15 protein-coding genes are annotated in these 22,702 nt (G+C 64.9%); 8 read left to right on the forward strand and 7 right to left on the reverse strand.

Features of this window, described 5'->3' with window-relative positions; translation table 11 throughout:
- Positions 1-123 precede the first annotated feature (123 nt).
- Positions 124-2,157: a transketolase gene (gene tkt, locus L5014_RS22310; protein WP_238465996.1), complete on the forward strand. Its 2,034-nt coding sequence runs from the start codon at positions 124-126 to the stop codon at positions 2,155-2,157.
- 19 nt (positions 2,158-2,176) lie between these two features.
- Here tkt and L5014_RS22315 read toward each other — a convergent pair whose 3' ends face one another.
- Together L5014_RS22315 and L5014_RS22320 are read right to left on the reverse strand one after the other, a co-directional pair.
- A complete protein-coding gene (locus tag L5014_RS22315; RefSeq protein ID WP_238465997.1) occupies positions 2,177-2,761 on the reverse strand; it encodes a helix-turn-helix domain-containing protein in 585 nt (194 codons plus the stop codon).
- Positions 2,762-2,822: 61 nt separating this feature from the next.
- Positions 2,823-4,745, reverse strand: a complete 1,923-nt coding sequence (locus tag L5014_RS22320) for a PAS domain-containing protein (RefSeq protein ID WP_238465914.1) — start codon at positions 4,743-4,745, stop codon at positions 2,823-2,825.
- A 125-nt stretch (positions 4,746-4,870) separates the two neighbouring features.
- Here L5014_RS22320 and L5014_RS22325 point away from each other — a divergent pair, with 125 nt between their 5' ends.
- Complete coding sequence (locus L5014_RS22325) at positions 4,871-6,655, forward strand: histidine kinase (RefSeq protein WP_238465915.1); 1,785 nt, start codon at positions 4,871-4,873, stop codon at positions 6,653-6,655.
- 163 nt (positions 6,656-6,818) lie between these two features.
- Here L5014_RS22325 and narL read toward each other — a convergent pair whose 3' ends face one another.
- The 5 genes from narL to L5014_RS22350 form a co-directional block, all read right to left on the reverse strand.
- Positions 6,819-7,478 (reverse strand): two-component system response regulator NarL, encoded by a 660-nt coding sequence (narL, locus tag L5014_RS22330; RefSeq protein WP_238465916.1) that lies wholly within the window; start codon positions 7,476-7,478, stop codon positions 6,819-6,821.
- Positions 7,479-8,214: 736 nt separating this feature from the next.
- Positions 8,215-8,817 (reverse strand): dimethylamine monooxygenase subunit DmmA family protein, encoded by a 603-nt coding sequence (locus L5014_RS22335; RefSeq protein WP_238465917.1) that lies wholly within the window; start codon positions 8,815-8,817, stop codon positions 8,215-8,217.
- A gap of 35 nt (positions 8,818-8,852) precedes the next feature.
- Positions 8,853-10,529, reverse strand: a complete 1,677-nt coding sequence (locus tag L5014_RS22340; RefSeq protein WP_238465918.1) for an APC family permease — start codon at positions 10,527-10,529, stop codon at positions 8,853-8,855.
- A 148-nt stretch (positions 10,530-10,677) separates the two neighbouring features.
- Entirely contained in the window at positions 10,678-11,802 is a 1,125-nt protein-coding gene (locus L5014_RS22345) for a heme-dependent oxidative N-demethylase family protein (protein WP_238465919.1), read from the reverse strand.
- A 23-nt stretch (positions 11,803-11,825) separates the two neighbouring features.
- Positions 11,826-12,791, reverse strand: coding sequence for a PDR/VanB family oxidoreductase (locus L5014_RS22350; protein WP_238465920.1), 966 nt, complete (start codon positions 12,789-12,791; stop codon positions 11,826-11,828).
- A gap of 393 nt (positions 12,792-13,184) precedes the next feature.
- Here L5014_RS22350 and L5014_RS22355 point away from each other — a divergent pair, with 393 nt between their 5' ends.
- The 6 genes from L5014_RS22355 (at position 13,185) to L5014_RS22380 (ending at position 22,567) form a co-directional block, all read left to right on the forward strand.
- Positions 13,185-14,297, forward strand: coding sequence for an aminomethyl transferase family protein (locus L5014_RS22355; RefSeq protein ID WP_238465921.1), 1,113 nt, complete (start codon positions 13,185-13,187; stop codon positions 14,295-14,297).
- A gap of 51 nt (positions 14,298-14,348) precedes the next feature.
- Positions 14,349-16,541, forward strand: a complete 2,193-nt coding sequence (locus L5014_RS22360) for an oxidoreductase (protein WP_238465922.1) — start codon at positions 14,349-14,351, stop codon at positions 16,539-16,541.
- Positions 16,542-16,708: 167 nt separating this feature from the next.
- Positions 16,709-18,946: a heterodisulfide reductase-related iron-sulfur binding cluster gene (locus tag L5014_RS22365; protein WP_238465923.1), complete on the forward strand. Its 2,238-nt coding sequence runs from the start codon at positions 16,709-16,711 to the stop codon at positions 18,944-18,946.
- 110 nt (positions 18,947-19,056) lie between these two features.
- Positions 19,057-20,814, forward strand: coding sequence for a hypothetical protein (locus L5014_RS22370; protein ID WP_238465924.1), 1,758 nt, complete (start codon positions 19,057-19,059; stop codon positions 20,812-20,814).
- Positions 20,811-21,611 (forward strand): electron transfer flavoprotein subunit beta/FixA family protein, encoded by an 801-nt coding sequence (locus L5014_RS22375; protein ID WP_238465925.1) that lies wholly within the window; start codon positions 20,811-20,813, stop codon positions 21,609-21,611. Before L5014_RS22370 ends, L5014_RS22375 begins: the two co-directional genes overlap by 4 nt.
- Positions 21,608-22,567 (forward strand): electron transfer flavoprotein subunit alpha/FixB family protein, encoded by a 960-nt coding sequence (locus tag L5014_RS22380; protein WP_238465926.1) that lies wholly within the window; start codon positions 21,608-21,610, stop codon positions 22,565-22,567. Before L5014_RS22375 ends, L5014_RS22380 begins: the two co-directional genes overlap by 4 nt.
- Positions 22,568-22,702: the final 135 nt, after the last annotated feature.

The raw sequence follows: 22,702 nt of genomic DNA on the forward strand, positions 1-22,702 counted from the left end.
GCCAGGGAGACTTTCATGCCCCAATCGACCCGCCGCGATACTGTCGATGCTGCCGATACTGCCGACACCTCCACCGGCCCCGATCTCGACCGTCTCGCCATCGACACGATCCGCACCCTCTCGATGGATGCCGTGCAGAAAGCCAATTCGGGCCACCCCGGCACGCCCATGGCGCTCGCGCCCATCGCGTTCCAGCTCTGGCAACACCATTTACGCTACGACCCCGATGCGCCGCTGTGGCCCAACCGCGATCGCTTCGTGCTTTCGGTCGGGCACGCGTCGATGCTGCTCTACTCGTTGCTGCATCTCGCAGGCGTCAAGGCCATCGACGCGCAGGGCCAATTGACGGGCGAGCCCGCCGTCTCGCTCGCCGACATCGAGCACTTTCGCCAGCTCGACAGCGTGACGCCGGGTCATCCCGAGTTTCGTCTGACGACAGGTGTGGAAACCACCACGGGGCCGCTGGGCCAAGGCCTCGGCAACAGCGTGGGCATGGCGATAGCCGAACGCTGGCTCGAGGCGCATTTCAACAAGCCCGACGCGCCGCTGTTCGACTATCGCGTCTACGCGTTATGCGGCGATGGCGATCTCATGGAAGGCGTCTCGCACGAGGCGGCGTCCCTCGCGGGCCACCTGGCGCTTGCGAATCTGATCTGGATCTACGACAGCAACCGGGTCACGATCGAAGGCCACACCGATCTCGCCTATAGCGACGACGTGGAATCGCGCTTTCGCGGCTACCGCTGGCACACGCTGCACGTGGACGACGCCAACGACACCGAGGCCTTCGAAGCGGCGCTCAACGAGGCCAAAGCCGTGACCGACAAGCCGACGCTCATCGTCGTGAACAGCATCATCGGCTGGGGTGCACCGCACAAGCAGGACACCGCGTCGGCGCACGGCGAAGCGTTGGGCGAGGACGAAGTGCGGCTCGCCAAGCGCTTTTACGGTTGGCCTGAAGATGCGCAATTCCTGGTGCCCGAGGGCGTGCGCGATCACATCGCGAACGGCATGGGCGCGCGCGGCAAGCAAGCCCACGAGGCGTGGCAAGAGCGCCTGAACGCCTATGCCGCGAGCGAGCCGGCGCTCGCCACGGAACTGCACCAGTTGCTGGACGGCCGTCTGCCCGACGCCTGGGATTCAGGCATCCCCACCTTCGATGCGGACGAGAAAGGCATGGCCACGCGCGAGTCGTCGGGCAAGGTGCTCAATGCCATTGCGCAGCGCGTGCCGTGGATGATCGGCGGGGCCGCGGACCTCGCGCCATCGACGAAGACCAACCTCAAGTTCGAAGGCGCGGGCAGCTTCGAACGCGACTCGTACAGCGGGCGCAATCTTCACTTCGGCGTGCGCGAGCACGCGATGGGCGCCGTCTCGAACGGCCTCGCGGTCTCGGGCCTGCGGCCCTTTGCTTCGACCTTCCTCATTTTCAGCGACTATATGAAGCCGCCGATCCGCCTCGCCGCGATCATGGAACTGCCGGTCGTGTACGTCTTCACGCACGACTCGATCTGTCTTGGCGAGGACGGTCCCACGCACCAGCCGGTCGAGCAGCTCGCCTCGTTGCGCGCCGTGCCGGGTCTCACGGTCTTGCGTCCCGCCGACGCCAATGAGGTCGCGCAAGCGTGGCGCGCCGCGCTGGACGAGCCGCGCGAGCCCGCCTGCATCGTGCTCACCCGCCAGCCGGTACGAACCTTCGACCGCAGCCGTTACGCGAGCGCCCAGGGCCTGCGCCGCGGCGCCTATGTGCTGGCCGACGCGCCGCCAGGCCAGCAACCCGACGTGCTGTTGCTCGCGACGGGCAGTGAAGTGGCGTTGTGCATCTCGGCTTACGAAACGCTAAAGACCGGGAATATTCACGCACGCGTGGTCTCGATGCCTTCGTGGGAGATTTTCGAGCGGCAGGATCAGGCGTACAAGGACGCGGTGCTGCCGCCGGAAGTACGCGCGCGCGTGGCCGTCGAGCAGGCGGCCACGCTGGGCTGGGACCGCTATGTGGGGCGGCTGGGCTCGCAGGTGGTGATGCATACGTTTGGCGCATCGGCACCGCTCGATGCGCTGCGCACGAAATTCGGCTTCACGCCCGAACATGTCGTGGACGAAGCTAAAAAGCAGATCGCGCGCTGTAAAGCGAAGGGGGCAAACCAGGGCGAGTGAAATGCGGAGCGATCGATGCTCAGAAGTCCGAACCGCCCGCGTGCCCGTACATGATGATCGTGATGAAACGAATCGGCAGCTTGATCAGGCGCTCCGGCCCATGCGGCACCGATCCGCGAAACGTGAAGGCGTCGCCTGGCTGCAGCAGGTAGCTGCGATTGCCGTGCCGGTACTCCATCTTGCCCTGCAGCATGTAGATGAATTCCGTGCCCGGATGCTCGAACGTCGGGAAGATCTCGGACTCGTCGTCCATCGTGATGAGGAACGGCTCGAACAGCTTGGCCGGCCCCTGGTCGTAGGCCAGCAGATGATAGGTATGCCCCTTGGTCGTGCCGCGCCGGACCACCTCCATGCCCTTGCCCGCCTTCACATGCTGCGCGGTGCCTTCCTGTCCTTCGAAATTGCGGAACAACGTGGACATCGAGATACCCAGCGCACGAGCGATGCTCACCATCGACTCGAGGCTCGTTGACACCTGGCCGTTCTCGATCTTCGACACCATGCTGCGCGAGAGCCCGCTCTGCTCCGAGAGCTCGGCAATCGTGAGCCCCTGATTCGTGCGGTTTTCGCGCACGACCTTGCCAATGAAATGTTCAATCGACATCGAGTGATCGGGCGCCTCCCCTGCGGCCGGTGGCGCTTCTCCCTCGGCCCGCTCAACCTGCTCAACCCGCTTCGTCATTTGCCTGTTCCTGTTGGTTTGGCGTGCCCGGCGTGCGGCCGTTACCCGTGGCTTCGCCCGCCGCGAGCGCGGTGTCGATCATGTCGAGCGCGTTCGGGAATTCGCTCTGCGCGAGCGCCCAGCCCACCTGCGCCGTAACACGGAATTCGTGCCCCTCGACACGCAGTGGCCGGCCCACCATCGCGCGCAAACTTTCGGCGAGAATCTCCACCGCCGCCGTGCTGTTCTCCGGCGCGAGCGCCGCCACCTGCCCCGCGCACTCGCACCAGTCGAGCGCCGGCGCCGAGAAGTCGGTGAGCATGATCGCAAAATCCTGCTTGTCGAGCAATGTCGCGCCATTGAGGTCGCTCTGGATCGCCTGCAAGCGCCGGCCCAGTTGCACCAGCACGCGATCCGCATACTCCGGGCCGAAACGTCCGGTCACCTCGTCGAAGTCGATCACATGAACGGCGAACACCGCGCACGGCTGCGCATTGCGGCGCGCGCACGCCAGGGCAAAACTCAGCCGGTCCATGAACATGGCCGAATTGGTGAGGCCCGTCGAACGGTCGAACACCAGGCGGCGGCGCGCGCTCTCTTCGGCAAGCTGGCGCCGCGTCACTTCGATGATGAAGCCTTCGAGACCCAGCAACTCGTTGCGCGCCGAGAAAATACCGCGCCCCTGGTCCCATACCCACTTGGTCTGCCCCGAGCGGTCGACGATACGGTAGGTGACCTCATAAGGCTCGCCCACCGCCACGCGCGCCTGAATTTCATTCCAGACGAACTCACGGTCCTCGGGATGAATGAGCGAAACGAACTTCATGAGCGATTCGTCGAGCAACTCGTTGGCTTCATAGCCGGTCAACTCGAAGCAGCCCTCGCTCACGAACTCCATCGACCAGAGACGATTGTTCTGTCCGCGATAGATCATCGCGCGCACGTTCGCGAGCAACATGCGCAGGCTGCGGCGGCTCGCGTGCAGCGCTTCCTCGTTGCGCCGGCTGTTCGACACGTCGAGCGCGAGACCCACCGCGCCGATCAGGTGTCCTTCCTGATCCGCCACCGCCTGGCAGCGCAGTTCGACATGAAACATGGTTTCATCGGCGCGGATCATGCGCACGACCGTGATGAGCTCACTGATATGGCCGTCGAGCAGCGTCGTGAGCCGCGCGGTCAGCGTCGCGCGGTCTTCGGGATGCACGAAGCCGGCAAGCGGCGGAACATCGCCGCCGCCGCCGACGATACGCAGCATGCTGCGCCATGCGGGATTCACGAAGATGACGTTCTGCTCGCGGTCGATGCGAAAGAGCGCCTGCGGCAACTGCGCGACCACGTCCTGGCAGTGCTGCTGGATCTGCGCTTCGCTGCGCTGCGCCTCGGCGCTCGCGTAAGGTGCGGGAAATTGCAGGAGCGTGAGGCGCGAGCCCCGGCCGCGCAGCACGGTCACGGGATGGCGGCGGAACGTGCCATCGCCATACGCGAGGCGTAACGAGCCCGAGGTGCGCTCGTCATCGACGCCGGTTTGCGTGAGCAGCTTCGTCAACTCCAGCAGCGACTGCGGATGCACCAGATTGCCGAACGGCATGCCAACGATCTCGTCGACATGATGTTCCCAGCGCGCGTGCTTCAGAAAAGCGCCATTGACGAACACCAGAGCGTCGTTGTCGAGCAGCACCGCGGGCGTGGAGAGATTTTCCGCGAACGCAGTGAGCTCGGGCGCCGCGGAACTGCGCATGCCGCGCTTCACTGCCCGCTTCGCGCCAAACGTGAAGGCCAGCCCGAGCAGACCGCTTGCCAGCGCGAGCGCAAAGGCAATGGCGATATACAGCAGCACGTCGACGCCGTGACCCGGACCGAGTCTCGGCAGCACCAGCCCCACGACAAGCACCAGCAGCGTGGTGGAAAACAGATACACTGTCATCATGCATTGGCCTCGCGAATCCGCAATCCGGACGCCGCAGTTGCGTTGCAATTGCGTTGCAGTTGCGTTCCAGTTACGTTGCAAAAAAAGCAGCGCCCATCAGTTCCTTCTTCGCTACTTGTCTCCAGATGAATGCCGCCGACCGCGCCTGGTTGCGCCGTTATCCGCTCTACGCGAAAACCTGCATCGTCCTCGCGTGCCTCGTCGCGCTCATCGCGCTGCTGTTCGTCTGCACGCGCGTCCAGCTCGACAACAAGGCTCTGTACGAACAGGCCGCCGTTTCGCTCGGCGATGCCGCCAGGCTGCGCCGCATCGCCACGAGCATCGCGACCCGTGCACCCGATGCCGCGCTCAAGCTCGACGCACACGCCATGTCGCTCGTACACAACGATACTTTGTTGACGCACTGGCGGCAACGGGGCGCGCCCACGCCGCTCATCGCCACGCAACTACAAACGCTCGAAGGCGAGCACGCGGCCCCGGACATGCTCGATGCGCTGCGAATCGAAATCGATCGCGAGGGCGATGCGCTGGAAGCCGTCATCACGCTGCTCGAAGCCTGCACCGCCGCGCTGCTGTTCGCGGGCATCTTCGCGCTTGCGTGGGGCGCGCGGCGCGCGCTCGTGTTGCGCCCGGCGCTGCCCCTGCACATGCTCAACCAGGTCGGTCACGAAGTGCCTGCGGGACGCGACGAGATCGATCGTCTGATAACGGTGCTCAACGGGCTCGTTGCGCGGCTGCGTAGCGAGCAGGATGAATCGGCCCGGCTCAAGCGTATCGTCGAAGACCATATTGCCTTCGCGGACCAGTCGCTCGACCTGCTGCATTATATCTGCGCCCAGCTCGCCGAAAACGCCCCCACGGGGGGAACGCTGGAAGCGCTACTGCAACGGCTCGTCGGCCTCCTGCGCGTGCAGCGCATCGCGCTCGTGCTCTCCGAGCCTTCGGCACAACTGCTTGGCGTCGATACGATCGTGGCCCCCGCCGACCTCGCACCGCACATCGTGAGCGAGCGCGTCGTGAACGAGCTGATGTCGCTCTCTGGCGTGCGATCGCTGCCGCAGAGCCAGTCGGACGAACTCCTGACGATCCTCGCCGCGCCGGTACGCGTGCCCTCGGGCACATATGGCGTGCTGATCTGCGAAAGCGACACCGACACGCGCAGCGAGCAGCGCCATCTGCATCTGCTGGAGACCATCGCGAGCGTGCTCGCGCAGGCCATCTCCAACCTGAGCCGGGACGTGCGCGACCGGCGCATGACACTGCTGGAAGAGCGCAACGCCATCGCGCGCGAACTCCACGACTCGCTCGCGCAATCGCTCTCGTACATGAAAATCCAGCTCGCGCGGCTGCAGGCCGTGCTGCCCGAGGAGCTATCGCATAGCGACGTCGGCCAGATCGCGCGGGCGATCCGCGAAGGGATCGACAGCGCGTATCGGCAGTTGCGCGAGTTGCTCACCACATTCCGGACCTCTGTGCATGCGCGCGGACTCGCGGCGACGCTTGAGGAAGTCGCTGAAGAGCTGTCCTCGCGCAGCGAAGTGCAGATCTCGGTCGACAACCGCATCCGCCGCGTGCGCCTCACGGTCAACGAGGAACTGCATATTGGGCAGATCGTGCGCGAAGCGCTCACCAACGTCGTGCGCCACGCGCGCGCATCGAGTGCGCTTGTGACGCTGTCGTCGAACGAGCGCGAAGTCACCGTGACTATCGAGGACGATGGCCGCGGCATCGTTACGGAGTCGGGTGGCGAGCACCATTACGGGCTCTCGATCATGCGCGAGCGCTCGCGCAGCCTTGGCGGGCGGTTGGAGATCCGCTCGAACGAGCCGGGCTCGCGTATTGTGGTGACGTTCGTGCCCGCCTCGTTGGCGCAGCAAACGCGTATTGGGACGGGGAGTACCGTGAGATAGGTTTTTTTTTTCGCGTTTCCTTGTGGTCGTGTCGGTCTATTAGCGTTGCCCCTGTGCGGGGCAACGCTAATAGACCACCGCGAATACAAGGAAACGCGACAAACCCACGAACTACGAAACAAACAGCAGCGCCCCAACCCCTGAACAGAATTGTAAGCACAGCTTACCCCCCGGAAGCGAGCCGCCGCCCGACGTTCTCGCGATGCCAAACGACCGCCTCAAGCCTCGAATGCAAATCGAGCTTATGCAGCAAATGTTTGACGTGCACCTTGACCGTGCCGACACTGATATCGAGCTTGCGCGCAATCGCCTTGTTACAGAGCCCCTCAACGAGGTAGTCGAGCACCTCCTGCTCGCGCGCCGAAAGCAGCGTCTCGCTCGCGCGAAACGACTGGCTGCCCGAGAGCGCCTGGACCAGATTGCCGGTTGCGGCCTCGCTGAGCACGGCGGTGCCTTTCAACACCTTCTGCAGATTCGCGCACAGTTCCTCGGGCTCCATGTCCTTGAGCAGATAGCCGTGCGCCCCGGCGCGCAGCGCGGCCACCACGTCCCGTTCGTTATCGGAGACGGTCAGCATGACAAAGCGTGCCTTGACACCCTGGTCGCGCAGCAAGGCGATAGTCTCGATTCCGCTCATCTCCGGCATGTTCAGATCGACCAGCATCACGTCGGGCTCGAGCTCCAGCGCCATCGCCACGCCCTCGCGCCCCGAGCCCGCCTCGCCAATCACGCGAAAAGCCGGGTTCATCTCGATCAGTTGCGCTACGCCGCGCCGGAATAACGCGTGATCGTCGACGAGAAGAACCGTGGTGAGAGATTCCATGCCATTTCCTCCTGCATCACCGGCACAAGGCCGAAGGCTTTCAGTATGGCGTTTTGCGGCCGTGCGGCAATCTGCAAGAGGGGATTCCACTTTGGAGGTAGGTGGGATGCTGCGCTGGGCTTATGGATTTCTGGGCGCTGGCTTTTTCGCGTTTCCTTGTTTTCGTGTCGGTCTGCTAGCGTTGCCCCTGTGCGGGGCGGCACCTACTTTTCTTTGCAGCGGCAAAGAAAAGTAGGCAAAAGAAAGCCGCTCACACCGCGAGTGTTACGCAGTGGACCACTTGCCCATTATCGGAGCGGTTCCGGAGCGTCTGCCATCACGCGCCGTATAACGGAGTGACTAAGGACTCATACCTCCGGCGGCGCTGCGCGCGCCGTGGGGCATAACCCAAAACCATCAGGATGCCTGCGCATCGATGCTGCGCAAGCGTATTCGAGTGCCAAGGCAGAACCCTTGTTTCCCCTGCATACCCGACCGCTGCGCGCGTAGCGAGCAGCGGGATGAATGACTCCTTTGTCACTGAGTTTGAAGGTGCGAGGTGACGGATGCCCCGGAACCACTTCCATCACAGGCAAGAGGTGGACGGCGTCACACTAGCGGTTTGAGCCGCTTTCTTTTGCCTACTTTTCTTTGCGGCTGCAAAGAAAAGTAGGTGCCGCCCCGCACAGGGGCAACACTAATAGACCGACACGAATACAAGGAAACGCGAAAAAAACAACAAGCCCCAAAAATACCATCACAAATAAGCATGCTCAATAACAGGAAGCTCCCCAGGCACTTCAGCATCGGCCTGCACCCCCATGAACGCCGCCAGCCTCCGCGAAAAGTGATCGCGCACCAACAGCTTCCGCCCGCAACCACCACACGGCGTCACGTTAGTAGTAACACCTTCGTTCATCGCACGGCAGTGAATACAATACACACGTCGCTGCAGGCTACCGCTATGCTCCACCCTCACCGCCTCGGGCGCGACACCCGCCTGCTCCGCGATCTGCCGCACCGACCCAATAAAAGGCTCAGTACCCAGCGCATAGATCCGAATCCCCACACGCGCGCAGCGCAGCGCCTCACCCAGCGCGCCAAGCAACTCGCGCTCTCCATCGAAGCGCCGCGCCACCGCATGAGGCACCGCGCAAACGCTGCCGGCACCCGCATGCGCCAGGTCCTCATCAACAGACCAGACTTCGAGCGGCGCCGCGCCCAGCGTGCTCAAGGCCTTCAGCACGCGAGCGCGATCCGCTTCGGTGGCCCCCGAACTCAGGAGCCAGTGCTGCGTGCCCTGCGGATCGGCTTCGAGCGCCGCGTACACCGGGCGGCTCGTGATCGGCGAAGTCATCATCGAAAGCTCCCTCCGTTCGTATGAGTATGAGTAGATCAGTAGACCGCAAGCGCATGGGTGATCCAGATCACCGCGATGCCGGCCACAACGGTCACGTATGGCAGTATCCCCGCGCGCTTGGCGATCTTGCCGTTGCCGAGCAGTTCCATGTCCTCTTTCATCGTGTCCGGGAAATGCCCTTTGTCGGTCACGTAGTGGCGGAACATGAACACCGGCAGGATCAGCGCGGCAAACACCAGGCCCGATACCAGCGTGCCCGCGCCCCACGTGTCCGCACCCATGCCCAGCAGCGCGAGATTGACGAACGAGAACAGCGTGCCCAGCACGATCAGCCAGTTGGGCGCGCGGAACGGCCGTACCCAGTCCTTGCGGTCGAGCCGGTGAATCCACGCGGAATTCAGGTTCAGGAAGTTGAAGATGATGTAGCCAACGTTGGCAATCGCGAGCACGAACACATAGTCCGACATCAGCAGCAGGATCAGGTTGAAGCACAGGTCGGTCCACATGGCGCGCGTGGGTGCGCCGTGCTCGTTCACGTGCGAGAGGTACTTCGGCAGCCAGCCATCCACCGAGGCCTGGTACAGCGTGCGCGAGGAGCCTGCCATCGACGTCATGATCGCGAGCACGAGTGCGAGCACCAGCATCACCACGAGCACGCGTTCGACCAGCAAGCCGCCGTGGATCATCGGCGCCATGGCCTTGGCCACGCCCATGCCGCTGTAGATGTCCGGCGAGAGGATGCCGCTGTAGACGGCGGGCGTCACCACATGGCCGGCGGCGTCCTTCACGTCGGGCGTCACCAGATGGCCGAGGCCGAGCACGCCCTGGAACGAGAGCGGCACCACGGTGAAGACGAAAATACACAGGAGACCCGAATACAGGATGGCCTTGAAGGTGTCGCGCTTCGGATCGCGGAATTCACGCGTGTAGCAGACGGCGGTCTCGAACCCGTAGGTCGACCACGCGGCCACGAAGAGCCCGCCCGCCATCAGCGTGATGCCCGCGCGGTCCCATGTGCCGTCGATGATCTGCCCCGCGCTGTCCTTCGCCAGCGGCACGAGCGGAAACAGGTTATGCAGCGCCACGTCGCCGGTGAAGAGCGGCACCATGCCGACGAGAATCAGCGGAACCAGCGCCGCAATGCCCAGGATGGTCTGGATGCGCGCCGCGTTCATGATGCCGCGGTGCTGGATCGCGAATGTGACGAGCAGGATCGCCGCGCCCAGTATGAAGGTCGCGTTGATGCGCAGGCTCAGGCCGGAGCGCAGCCAGTCGAGACTCACGAGCGTGATCTGCCAGGTGTTGATGGCGGAGTCCGCGGGAAAGAGAATCGAGAGCACATAGCCCGCCGCGAGCCCCGAGCCGATCGCAAGCACGGGCGACCACGCAAACCAGTTGCACCAGACCGAAAGCGGCGCGAACAGCTTCGAATACCGTACCCACGCGATGGCGCCGTAGACCGACGCACCGCCCGATTTGTGCGGAAAGAGCCCGGCAATTTCCGCATACGAAAACGACTGGATAAAGCCAAGGCCGATCGAAATGATCCAGACAGCCCACGAGAGCTTGCCCACGGTGGCCGCGATCGAGCCGATCGAGAACAGCACCAGCGCGGGCACTCCGCTAGCCACCCAGAACGCGCCGGTCCAACTGATCTTGCGTTGTAACGAACCCTCTGGTTCGACAACGAGGTCTTCGGAAATCGTATTCATATGTCTCTTCCTTTCTCTGATGAGGGACCGCTGGGCGGCGGCCGGAATACGGTATGTGGAGATGCGACCGCCGCCACGCCGCGCATCGCAAACCGGCGCCGCTTGAAGCTCGGCGCCGGACCCGGCACGCGGCACGACCACGAAGGACTCAGGAGCCGGCGAAACTCGGCCGGGCGTGGGATTCGTCAAGGGGCGGGCTAAGCGGTGGGCTCAGGCGCTCGACCTCGGACTGGGTGCCGAGCGTGGTCGGCGCGCCATCGTCGAACTGCGCGAGCCATTGCCGCGCCGTGTCGCGATAGCGCACCAGCCCCTTGTATTCGGCCAGTTCCTGCGGCAGCGTGGTCAACACGCGATGCAGGCGCTTGCCCCATTTGGGCACGCGTGCGAGTTCGTCGAGGCTGATCAGGTAACAGCGCACGCAAAACAGGATCGCATTGCTGCGCGGCAGCCTGAACAGCGTCTGAAGTTCAACGCGCAAATGCAGTTTTCCGCCGACATTCTCGGGCGTGATGCTCGCCCGGTCCGGGCCCCACTCGGGGTAATGCTCGGGCGAGGTGTCCAGACGCGGATTGACGGTCATCGTCCAGTTCAGGCGGCGCACCGGCGCACCTGATTGCAGGCGCAACAAGAATTTCAGCGCACGCTCGAATATTCCGGCCTGATGCGCGAGCGGCACGGGACCGTGCCACTCCATGAAGCTCATGCCGAGGTCGAAATCGAGCGACCAGTCCGCCTGGGTCGTCACCATGCCGCCGTCCATGAACAGGTTGTCTTCGCGATGATCGAGCAGGACAAAATCGCCCTGCGCCTGGCGCGTGATGTACTCGAGCGGCGCACACGGCAGCGTATCGGCGTCACCGAACACGAACGATTGCGTGAGCCCGAGCGGACGGTTCGTCCACGTCCACCGCGTACCGTTTTCACCATCGCGCTCGAGCTGGAAATGCTCGGGGTAATCGCGCGCAAGGCTTTCCATGACGAGTTCGAGCGTGTCCCACTGAGCGGTGTCCATGTGGTCCAGCACCTGGCAGCGCAATGGGTCGTTTTCGAGCGTGAGCGCGCGGTCGCGGCATTCGGCAACGTAGTGCTCGTCGATGTCGAACGCAGCACGAAACACCGTGCCGGGCGCGCCGCTCGTATGCGGCTCGATATTCACCGAATACATGTAGCGGTCTTCCGGGAACGGAAACGGAAAACGCAGGATCGCGGCTTCGCTATTGCGATACGTGTAGACGTCGCGAAATGACTCGTCGGGCTTGAAGGCGATGGACATGGCGTTGGGCTCCCTCGTTTTCGTCAGATGTTCAGCACGAGACGCGCGCTGCGCGCACGCGACACGCAAGGCAGCACGTTGCAGTTGGTTGCGCGCTCCTCGGCGCTCTGGAAGAAGTCGCGATGCTCGGGCTCGCCTTCCAGCACTTCGAGCGAGCAGGTGCCGCACGCACCGCCCCGGCACATGTACGGTGCGTCGATGCCCGCCGCTTCCAGTGCTTCAAGCAGGCTCTGGTCGGCGCCGACCGCCACCTCGCAGCCGCTTTTCGCGAGCACCGCGACGAACGGCTCGCCGTGCGACGCACCGCCAAAGCTCTCCTGGTGAAAGTGGCTTTCGGGCCAGCCGCGTGCGCGCGCAGCCTGGGCGAGCCCTTCCATCAACCCCACTGGCCCGCACGTATAGAGATGCGTGCCGGGCGGCTGCGCAGCGAGCATGGCGCCAAAGCGCGTTTCGCCGTCCTGCACATCGGTGTAGATGGCGACACCGCCCACGATGCGCTCGGCGATCAGCGCCTCGAGCGCTTCAGCGTCCTCCGGGCGGCAGCACAGATGCATCTCCACGCGCGCACCGCTTGCGGCCAGTTCCGGCAGCATCGAAAGAAACGGCGTGATGCCGATCCCGCCCGCAACGATCACATGCTTCGTCGCGCGCCGCGCCAGCGGAAAGAAGTTCGACGGCATCGATATTTCAAGCTCGCTGCCCTCCTTCACCTGCGCATGCATGAACGCCGAGCCGCCGCGCGAGGCGGGCACGCGCCGCACCATGATCTGATACGCGTCGCGCGCGCCAGCCGCCTTCGTCAGCGAATAGGCGTTGCGCCAGGTGCGCGCCTCGCCTCGCATGGTCACGACGACATGGCTGCCGGCCGAATACGCCGGCAGCGAGCCGCCTTGCGCCGGTACGAGCGTGAAGCGCCGGATATCGGCCGTAATGCTCTCCACACGTTCGACGCGTACTGGTATCGCCTTGGGTCCGTTGAGTCCGTTCATGCCCGTTGATCCCTCATCGTGGCTGCGAATCTGTACGAACAGAATCGGTGAGCCAAAAAGGGAGAGCAATGATTCATTGGGGGTAGCCCCCGCGCTACGCCCAGGGGGGTGCATGCGGGCGTGCGCCATGCAGCCGAATGTCCGTCTGGCGGGCCTCGCGCGCCCATCTGGATATATGCGCGCTTACACGTCAGCGCATGTTGCGGCGCATTTGAAAGCTTCGCGCGGCGGACCGAAGTAGTGCGCCTACCCACTCGGAGGTAGCGCCACGGGGCGATTGTGACGCCGATTTTAACGAAGGAGACTGATTGCCATCCAGCGGCCCTCGTCAAGGCCTACCGGCCCAGATTCGTCGGCCTTTATTCACGCAAGGTTCAACCTCGGGAAAACGCTATGACAAGGCAATCCATTCTGAACATTCGCCATCGCGAACTGGGCTCGAAGCTGGACGGCGATATGTGGAACGACATGCCGCTGCCCTGGTACTACAACAGCGACCCGAACGACGAAGTGGTCGCCGTGCGCTCGACAGCGGGCCTCTACGATATCAGCGCGCTAAACATCCTGCGCGTGAGCGGCCCCGATGCCGGCGCCGTGATCGACAGCATCTGCGCCATCGACGTCACGAAGATGAAGCCCGGCACCGCGCGTCTCGCGGCGGAAGTCGACGAGCGCGGCGTCGTGTGCGACGACCTCATGGTGATCTACGACGCGCCGAATCAATACCGCATCTCGCACGGCGGCGGCACGACCCAGGCGCATCTGCGCCGCGCCGCGCAGGGCCGCAATGTCGAATGGCATCAGGACTTCGACGTGCACATGCTCTCGCTGCAAGGCCCGCGCGCCGCAGCCATCCTGCAACCCCATATCGGCATCGATCTCGCGAAGCTGCCGTATTTCGCGCACGTCGAAACCCGGCTGTTCGACCGCAAGATCATCATCTCGCGCGGCGGCTATTCCGGCGAGCAGGGCTTCGAAGTCTCGTGCAGCGCGAGCGACGCCATCGCGCTATGGGACGCCATTCTCGAAGCGGGCAAGCCGCTTGGTCTCGTGCCCGCCTCGTGGACCTCGCTCGAACTCGCCCGCATCGAAGCCGCCCTGCTCTTCTACCCCTTCGACATGCCCGAGGGCGATGTCACGCCGTGGGAGCTGAACCTCGACTGGATGATCGACGTCGAGAAGCCCGGCGACTATGTCGGCAAGGCGGCGCTGCTCAACGCGCGCGGCAAGGAGCGTTTCAAGCAGGCCGGCGTGCTCGTGAAGCACGACGGCGCGGTGAGCGCGGGCGCGAAGATCTTTATCGGCAAGGAGCAGGTCGGTGTGGTCACGAGCGCGACGTTCAGCCGGTATCTGATGCAGTCGCTCGCGATGGTGCACCTGAAGCCCTCGCATACGGCGCTCGGCACCAAGGTGGAGATTCACGACGCTGCGGGCACCTTCAGCGGCACCGTCACCCGCACGCCCTTCTATGACCCGCAACGCGTGCGCACGCGCGTCGCGGCCTGAACACCCACGTAACCCCACAAGCACACCAAACACATCAGGAGATACGTCCCCATGTCCCGCGATCCCCGCTATGACGTGCTGTTCGAGCCCATCCAGATCGGCCCGAAGACGTTGCGCAACCGCTTCTATCAAGTCCCGCACTGCATTGGCGCGGGCAGCAATCTGCCCGGTTTCCAGGCCGCGCACCGCTCGATGAAGGCCGAAGGCGGCTGGGCGGCGATGAACACCGAATATTGCTCGATCCATCCGGAGTCGGACGACACGCACCGTCTCTCGGCACGTATCTGGGATGAAGGCGACGTGCGCAATCTGCGCGCGATGACCGAGGAAGTCCACAAGTACGGCGCGCTCGCGGGCATTGAAATGTGGTACGGCGGCGCGCACGCGCCCTGCATGGAAAGCCGCGCCACGCCGCGCGGCCCGAGCCAGTACGCTTCGGAGTTCGAAACGCTCACGTACTGCAAGGAGATGGATCTCGACGATATCCGCGACGTGCAGCAATACTATGTCGAGGCGGCGCTGCGCGCACGCGACGCGGGCTTCGATATCGTCTATGTGTACGGCGCGCACTCGTATCTGCCGCTGCAATTCCTCTCGCCCTACTACAACAAGCGCACCGACGGCTACGGCGGCTCGCTCGAAAACCGCGCGCGCTTCTGGCTCGAAACGCTGGAGAAAGTGCGCCGCGCCGTGGGCAGCGACTGCGCCATCGCCACACGCTTTGCCGTGGACTCGCTCTATGGCGCGGGCGGCGTCGAAGTCGAAAAGGACGGCATGAAGTTCGTCGAAATGGCCGACTCGCTGGTCGACCTCTGGGACGTGGACGTGGGCGACATCGCCGAATGGGGCGAGGACGCAGGCCCCTCGCGCTTCTATCTGCAAGGCCACCAGGTCCCGTGGACCAAGTTCATCAAGCAGGTTTCGAAAAAGCCGGTGCTGGGCGTGGGCCGCTTCACCGACCCGGAGAAGATGACCGAGATCGTCACGAAGGGCTATGCGGACATCATCGGCGCGGCGCGTCCGTCGATCGCCGACCCGTTCCTGCCGAAGAAGATCGAGGAAGGCCGCGTCGACGACGTGCGCGTGTGCATCGGCTGTAACGTCTGCATCTCGCGCTGGGAAATCGGCGGCCCGCCGATGATCTGCACGCAGAACGCCACGGCTGGCGAAGAGTATCGGCGCGGCTGGCACCCGGAAAAGTTCGAGGAGTGCAAGTCGGAGGACTCGGTGCTCGTGGTGGGCGCGGGCCCGTCGGGCTCGGAGTGCGCGCGCGTGCTGATGCAGCGCGGCTACACGGTCCACCTCGTGGATAGCGCCGAGAAGATCGGCGGCCATCTGAACAGCGTGGTCACGCTGCCGGGCCTCGGTGAATGGGGCTATCACCGCGACTATCGCGAGACGCAGATCACCAAGCTGCTGAAGAAGAACAAGCAGAGCCAGCTCGCGCTCGGCGTGAAGCCGCTCACCGCCGACGACGTGCTCGACTACGGCGCGGAAAAGGTTGTGATCGCAACGGGTGCGCATTGGGTCGGCGACGGCACCAACTGCCTCACGCACGATCCGATTCCCGGCGCCGATGCTTCGCAGCCCGATCAATTGACGCCCGAGCAGGTGATGGGCGGCAAGAAGCCCATCGGCAAGCGGGTCGTGATCCTCAACGCGGATACCTACTTCATGGCGCCGAGCCTCGCAGAAAAGCTCGCGGCGGCGGGCCATGAAGTCACGATCGTGAGCGGCGTGCATCTCGCGAACTACATGCACTTCACGCTCGAGTATCCGAACATGATGCGCCGGCTCCATGAGCTGCACGTGACCGAACTGGGCGACCACTTCGCGAGCCGCATCGAGAAAGGCCGCATCGAGATCTACAACATCTGGGGCGACGGCTCGAAGCGCACCTACCGGGGCGCGGGCCAACTGCCGCGCGATGCGAACAAGACGCACCGCTGGCTCGAGTTCGACTCGCTCGTGCTCGTCACGGGCCGCCGCTCGAACGACACGCTGTACCGCGAGATCAAGGCGAAGCAGGATCAGTGGGAGAGCAAGGGCGTCAAGGGCGTGTACCTGATCGGCGATGCCGAAGCCCCGCGCCTGATTGCCGATGCGACCTTCACGGGCCACCGCGTCGCGCGCGAGATCGAGGAAGCGAACCCGCAGTTTCCGCTGCCGTACAAGCGGGAAGTGGCGGTCTGGGGCACGCCGCACCTGCCCGAAGGCACCTACCAGATCCACTACAAGAAGTAAGGCAGCGGAGTCCCGGCTTGGGCCGGGATCCGCCCCGCCACCGTGACGCCCGCAACGGCGGGCACACGGTGCACAAGTCCTGCTCAGGCGCGCTCGACGGCCTGGCACGGGCGCGCTTTGCCTGAAAAAAGCGCCTCCCTTTTTCCCCTTCAATCAACGGACGAGCCATGCAGACCTCAGCGACTTTCGACCCCGCGACCGTCACGCGCATCCTGTTCGAGGGCTTCCCGTCGTTTGCGATCGCGCTGTTCTATCTCATCGGCCTCGCGGCGGTCGGCGTATTCGCGTGGGGGGTCTACGTCCAGATCCGCAAATACCGGCGCGGGCAGCGCTTGTCGAAATCGTTCGGCAAGATCGACCTGCAAGCGCGCTTCAAGGACATGGTGCGCGTGGTGCTGAGCCACCGCACCGTCGCGCGCCGCGACCCCGCAGCGGGCCGCGCGCACCGGATGATTTTCTACGGTTTCGCCGTGCTGTTTCTCGGCACCGCCACCGTCACCGTCGATTACGACATCACCGCGCGCTTTCTCGGCTTTCACTTCTGGAACGGCGACTTCTATCTGCTGTTCAAGCTCGTAATGAACGTGGCGGGTGTTTCGATGATCGCCGGGCTCATCTACATGATGGCGCGCCGCGGCTGGATCAAGCCGCCCAAGCTCGACTACAAGCGCCCCGACCGCCAGCCCGGCGACCCCGACTACGACCGTAGCGGCTACCGTCGCGAAGACTGGGCGTTCCTCTGGACGCTCGTGCTGATCGGCATCACCGGCTTCGTGCTGAGCGGGCTACGCCTCGTCTGGCTGCAAGAGCGCGCCGTGGTGTGGGACACGCGCTGGTGGTCGCCGGTGGCCGCGCTCATCGCGGAGATCTTCAAGGGCGTGGGCGTGAGCGCCTCGGCCGCCTACGTGATGCGCACCGGCCTCTGGTGGTTCCACGGCCTGCTCGCGCTCACCTTTATCGCGCTGATTCCGTACACGAAGGTCAAGCACATCTTCACGGCCTCGGGCTCGCTGATGATGCGCGATCCGCTCGCCGCGCAGCGCCTGCCGCGCATCGAGGCCGCCGAGGTTGTAGAAGGCGCCGAGGGTGCTGCGGGTGCTGGGGGTGCTAAAGGCGCTCAGCCCGGCAGCGAGCGCGTGGGCTACAAGACCATCACCGACTTCACCTGGAAGCACCTGCTCAATCTCGACGCCTGCACGAAGTGCGGCCGCTGCCACGAGGCCTGCCCCGCCAACGCCGTGGGCGCACCGCTCTCGCCGCGCGACGTGATCCTCTCGCTGCGCGAGTTCGCCAACGAGGCGCTGCAAAAAAACACCTTGCCCGACGAGGTGAAACTCGACGTGCATGGCAAGGGCATCGGCCAGGTGTTCATGGAAACCGTCTGGTCGTGCCGCACCTGCATGGCCTGCGTGGAGATCTGCCCGGTGGCGGTCGAGCACGTGCCCATCATCGTGCAGATGCGCCGCAAGCTCGTCGAAGAAGGCGAGATGGAACCGCAAGTGCAAAAGACGTTGCAGGCGATCCACAAGAACGGCAATTCGTTTAACGAATCGAAGCGCAAGCGCGCCGCATGGACCAAGCCGCTGCCCTTCCAGATCAAGGACGCACGCAAGGAGAGCGTCGATCTGCTGTGGTTCGTGGGCGACTATGCCTCGTTCGATCCGCGCAACCAGCGCGTGACCCAGGCCTTCGCCACGCTGCTGCATAACGCGGGAGTGGATTTCGGTCTGCTCTACGAGGGCGAGTCGAACGCGGGCAACGACGTGCGCCGCGTGGGCGAGGAAGGCCTCTACGAGCTGCTCGCCGAGAACAACATCGCGCTGCTCAGGCAGTCGAATTTCCGCCGCATCGTGACGACCGACCCGCACTCGTACAACACGATCCGCAACGAGTACCCCGACTTCGGCGGCAAGTTCGAGATCGAGCATTACACGAGCCTCGTTGCGCGCATGTTCAGCGAAGGCGCGCTGAAGCCGAAGCGCAAACTCGGCTACCGCGTGACCTTCCATGACCCGTGCCATCTCGGGCGCTTCAACAAGGGCTACGACGCGCCCCGCCAGATTCTCGCGGCGCTCGGCTGCGATCTCGTGGAGATGCCCCGCTCGCGCGACAACTCGTTTTGCTGCGGCGCCGGCGGCGGCCGGATCTGGATGAGCGATCCGGTCGGCAAGGAAAAGCCGTCGCAGAACCGCATGCACGAGGCTGCGCGTATCGAAGGACTGGAGGTGTTCGTGGTTTGCTGCCCCAAGGATCTGACGATGTTCGAGGACGCGCTGAAGACGAGCGGCTACGAAGGCAAGTTCGTCGTGCGCGAGCTGATCGAACTGATCGCCGAGAGCCTCGCGGAACCGGCCAGCGACGATGCGGAACCTGCTGGCGACGTGCGCGCCATCGCCGCTGCATGAACGCGGCATGAACGCCACTGCACGTTATTTGAACGCTAACTGAGCGCTAACTGAGCGCCAACTGAGTCATAACCGAGCCATAACCGAGCCCCGGACGAGGATTGCCCGAGATGACGCCCAGCTCCGCCAACCCGCAAGAGCGCGCGCACGCGATGCACGGCAGGCACGCGCAGCACGGCACGCGCGAGATGCAGCAAACGCACGAGCAGCACGCGCAACACGAGCATCACGAGCAGCAGCACGCGGTGCCCGTGATGCCCGTGATGCCCGAGCAGCGCGCGAGGCAGCGGCGAGCGCGCACGCCGACGATGCGCCGGCACTGGCGCGAGCTGGTCGAGCTTGCGCTGGCCGCCGACGACGTCTACGCGGCCGCCGCGCTCTACCCGCACGCAGACGACGCGGACCGCGCGCGCCTCGGCGCGCGGCTCTTCGTGGCGCGGCGCGACTGCCTCGCCCTCGCGGCCTGCACGTTCGCCCACGGCGCGGTGCTCGCCCAACTCGCGCGGCTCGCGGCGGCGAACCATGACGAGACGCTGAAAATGCGCCTCGCGAGAAACCCCGCCACGCCCGGCGACGCACTCGCGCTTTTCGTCGACGAGCACGAAGCGCCGGCCCAGCGCCTCGCCTGCCTGCTCGCGCGGCACGCGAAAGCGCCCCACGCGCTGCTTGCCGCGCTCGCCGCGCAAAGCGAGGACATCGAGGTGCTGCGCGCGCTCTGCGAGAACGTCGGCGTGCCCTCGGAACTGCTCACGCTCGTCGAGCAGCGCGGCATCGCCGTGTTGCAGCGCCTGCTCGCGATCCATCTCGCGACCGATCCGCAAACGCTGCTGCAACTCTGGAAAAGCACGCACACGAGCGCGGTGCGCGCCCAGGTGCTGCGCCATCCGTGCTGCCCCGATTTGCTGCTGCACACACTGCCATCATCGCCGGCCGAGCGGCGCAGCCTCGCGCTCCAGACTCGCACGCCCACCGCGATCCTCGCGCAGCTTGCCCGCGACGAAGACCCCGGCGTGCGCCGCGCCGCCGCGCTCAATGCGAACACGGCCGCTGGCGCGCTGATCGGCCTGTGCTTCGATGCGCAAGCCATCGTGCGGCGCGTGGTGGCCACGCGCCGCGACCTGCCGCTGAAGGTTGTGGAGTGGCTGATCGGCAACGACGATCCGTGGGTGCGCCGCACGCTCGCGCGCAATCCGGCCTGCCCCGCCGAGTGGCTCGAGCGGCTCGTGAACGACAGCGAACCGGAAGTGCGCCGCGCGGTGGCGCGCCACCCGGACTGCCCCGCGCGCCTCGTCGCGCAGCTTGCCGCCGACCCGGTGGCGTGGGTCCGCGCGGGCGTCGCGCTGCGCGAGGATCTGCCGGGCGCGCTGCTGCGGCGCCTGGCCGCCGACGAAGACGTCGACGTGCTCTCCGGCATCGCACGCCATCGCGCGACCCCGCAGGCGCAACTCGCACGGCTCGCCGCCCACCCGGTGGCCGACGTGCGCCGCGGCGTGATCCTGAATCGCGAGGCCTCGCGGCGCGTGCTGCTGCAACTGCGCCACGAGTCCTACCCGCTGCACCGCGTGCTGGTGTTCGAACATCCGAACCTCACGGACGCCGACCGCTGGCGCATGCGGTTCGACCCCGACCGTGAAGTCCGCGCGCGCCTGTTCGGTCATTTCGGACGCGCGCTCGGCCCGCTCGCCTCCACGACTGCCGATGCGCCGCAGCCCGCCGCCGTTTCTCCCCATCCGCTGGATGACGATGCAACGCAACACGAGCAACGCAAGCAACACGAGCAATACGAGCCGCACGAGCAACACGAGCCGCACGAAAGCGACGTGCAACACGATTCGCCCTGTCCGACGAACACCATGGAGTCAAGATGAAAATACTAGTGACAATCAAGCAGGTCGCTTCGCTCGATGAAGACTTCGAGCTGAACGACGACGGCCGCGACGTCAGCGCCGATTTTCACGTCTTCGACCTGAACGAGTGGGACCACTACGCACTGGAAGAAGCGATGCGCCTGAAGGAAGGCGCGAACGGCGACATCGAAATCGTAGTGGCCACGGTCGGCCCCGAGGGCGCCGACGACGAACTGCGCAAGTGCCTCGCGAAAGGCGCGGACCGCGCGGTGCGCATCTGGAGCGACGCACTCGAAGACGCCGACCCGGTCGCCATCGCCCGGGTGCTGGCCGCGCTCGCGCGCAAGGAAGCACCGGACATGATCTTCGCGGGCGTACAGGCCTCCGATCACGCCTATGGCGTGACCGGCATGGCGCTCGCGGGCCTGATCGACTGGCCGCACGCAGCGGTTGTGGCGGGGCTCGATTACGCCCCCGGCGCGAAAACGGCCACCGCGCGCCGCGAGCTGGAAGGCGGCGCATACGCCACCGTCGAGGTGCAATGCCCCGCCGTGCTGACCATCCAGCTCGGCATCAACACGCCGCGCTACGCCTCGCTGCGCGGCATCAAGCAAGCCGCGCAACGGCCCATCGAAACGCTCACGCCGGACGAACTCGGCCTTGCCGCCAGTGAAACCGGCGCGGCGGGATCGCTCTCGCGCATCCGGCGCGTCTATGTGCCGGCCACGGGCCGCGCGCAAATGATCGAAGGCACGCCCGCCGAGCAGGCAGCGCGCCTGGCCGGTCTGATCAAGGAATTCAGGGGAGAAGCGAAATGAGCGGCATTCTGGTTCTGGTGGAACACCGTCAAGGGCAACTGCGCCCGGTCAGTCTCGAAGTGCTCGGCGCGGCCGTGCAGGCGAAGGAAGCGAGCGGCGAAACCGTCACCGTCGCGGTGCTGGGCGCGCAGCCCGACGCCTGGGTGGAAAGCCTCAAGCTCGCGGGCGTCGACGAAATCGTCACCGTGCAGACGAGCACCGACACCTTCGATCCGGAGATCTACGAAAACGTTGCCCGCGCAATCATCGAGGCGCGCAAACCCTCGCTCGTGCTGCTACCGCACACGATCGACACACTAGGCTATGCCGCCCCGCTCGCGGCCAAGGGCAACTACGGATTCACGACCGACGCATTCGGGCTCGCGCGCGACGGCTCGGACTGGCTCGCGACGCGCTCGGGCTACGGGCAGAAGGTCAACATGGAGATCGAGTTTCCGGGCAAGGAGACGGCGCTCGTGACCCTGCGCCCCGGCGCCTTCAAAGCGCCCGACGCCGCTGGCAGCCCCACCGTGAACACCTTCGCGGCGCCGGCGCTCACACCGCGCAGCACACACCTGGCGTTCGAGGAACCGGCGGCGAGCGGCGACGTCGACATCCCGGGCGCGGAATTCATCCTCTCGGTGGGCCGTGGCATCGGCGAGGAAACGCACGTCGAGCAATTCCGCGAACTGGCGGAGACCGTGGGCGCCACGCTCGGCTGCTCGCGGCCGATCGCCGACTCGGGCTGGCTGCCCAAAGCACACCAGGTGGGCCAGTCCGGCAAGACCGCGGCGGCCTGCAAGATGTACATCGCGATGGGCATCTCGGGCTCGGTGCAGCACATGGCCGGCATGAAACACGTGGACAACATCATTGCCGTGAACACCGACCCCGAAGCCTCGATCTTCACGATCGCGCGCTACGGCATCGTGGGCGACATCTTCGACATTGCCGAGGAATTGCGCAGTCATTTTTAGGCTTGACAGAGTAATGCGGGGGTAGTGAGAAGAGATTTGGGCCGGTTCGCCATGACTGGCCCGTTTTTTTTCTTATCAGTGAATTTTGTCCATCGGGATTCCACGCGTAGACTTGAACCTCTAATCAAGAAAAGA

Source organism: Paraburkholderia tagetis, assembly GCF_022213065.1.
Classification (GTDB): Bacteria; Pseudomonadota; Gammaproteobacteria; order Burkholderiales; family Burkholderiaceae; genus Paraburkholderia; species Paraburkholderia tagetis.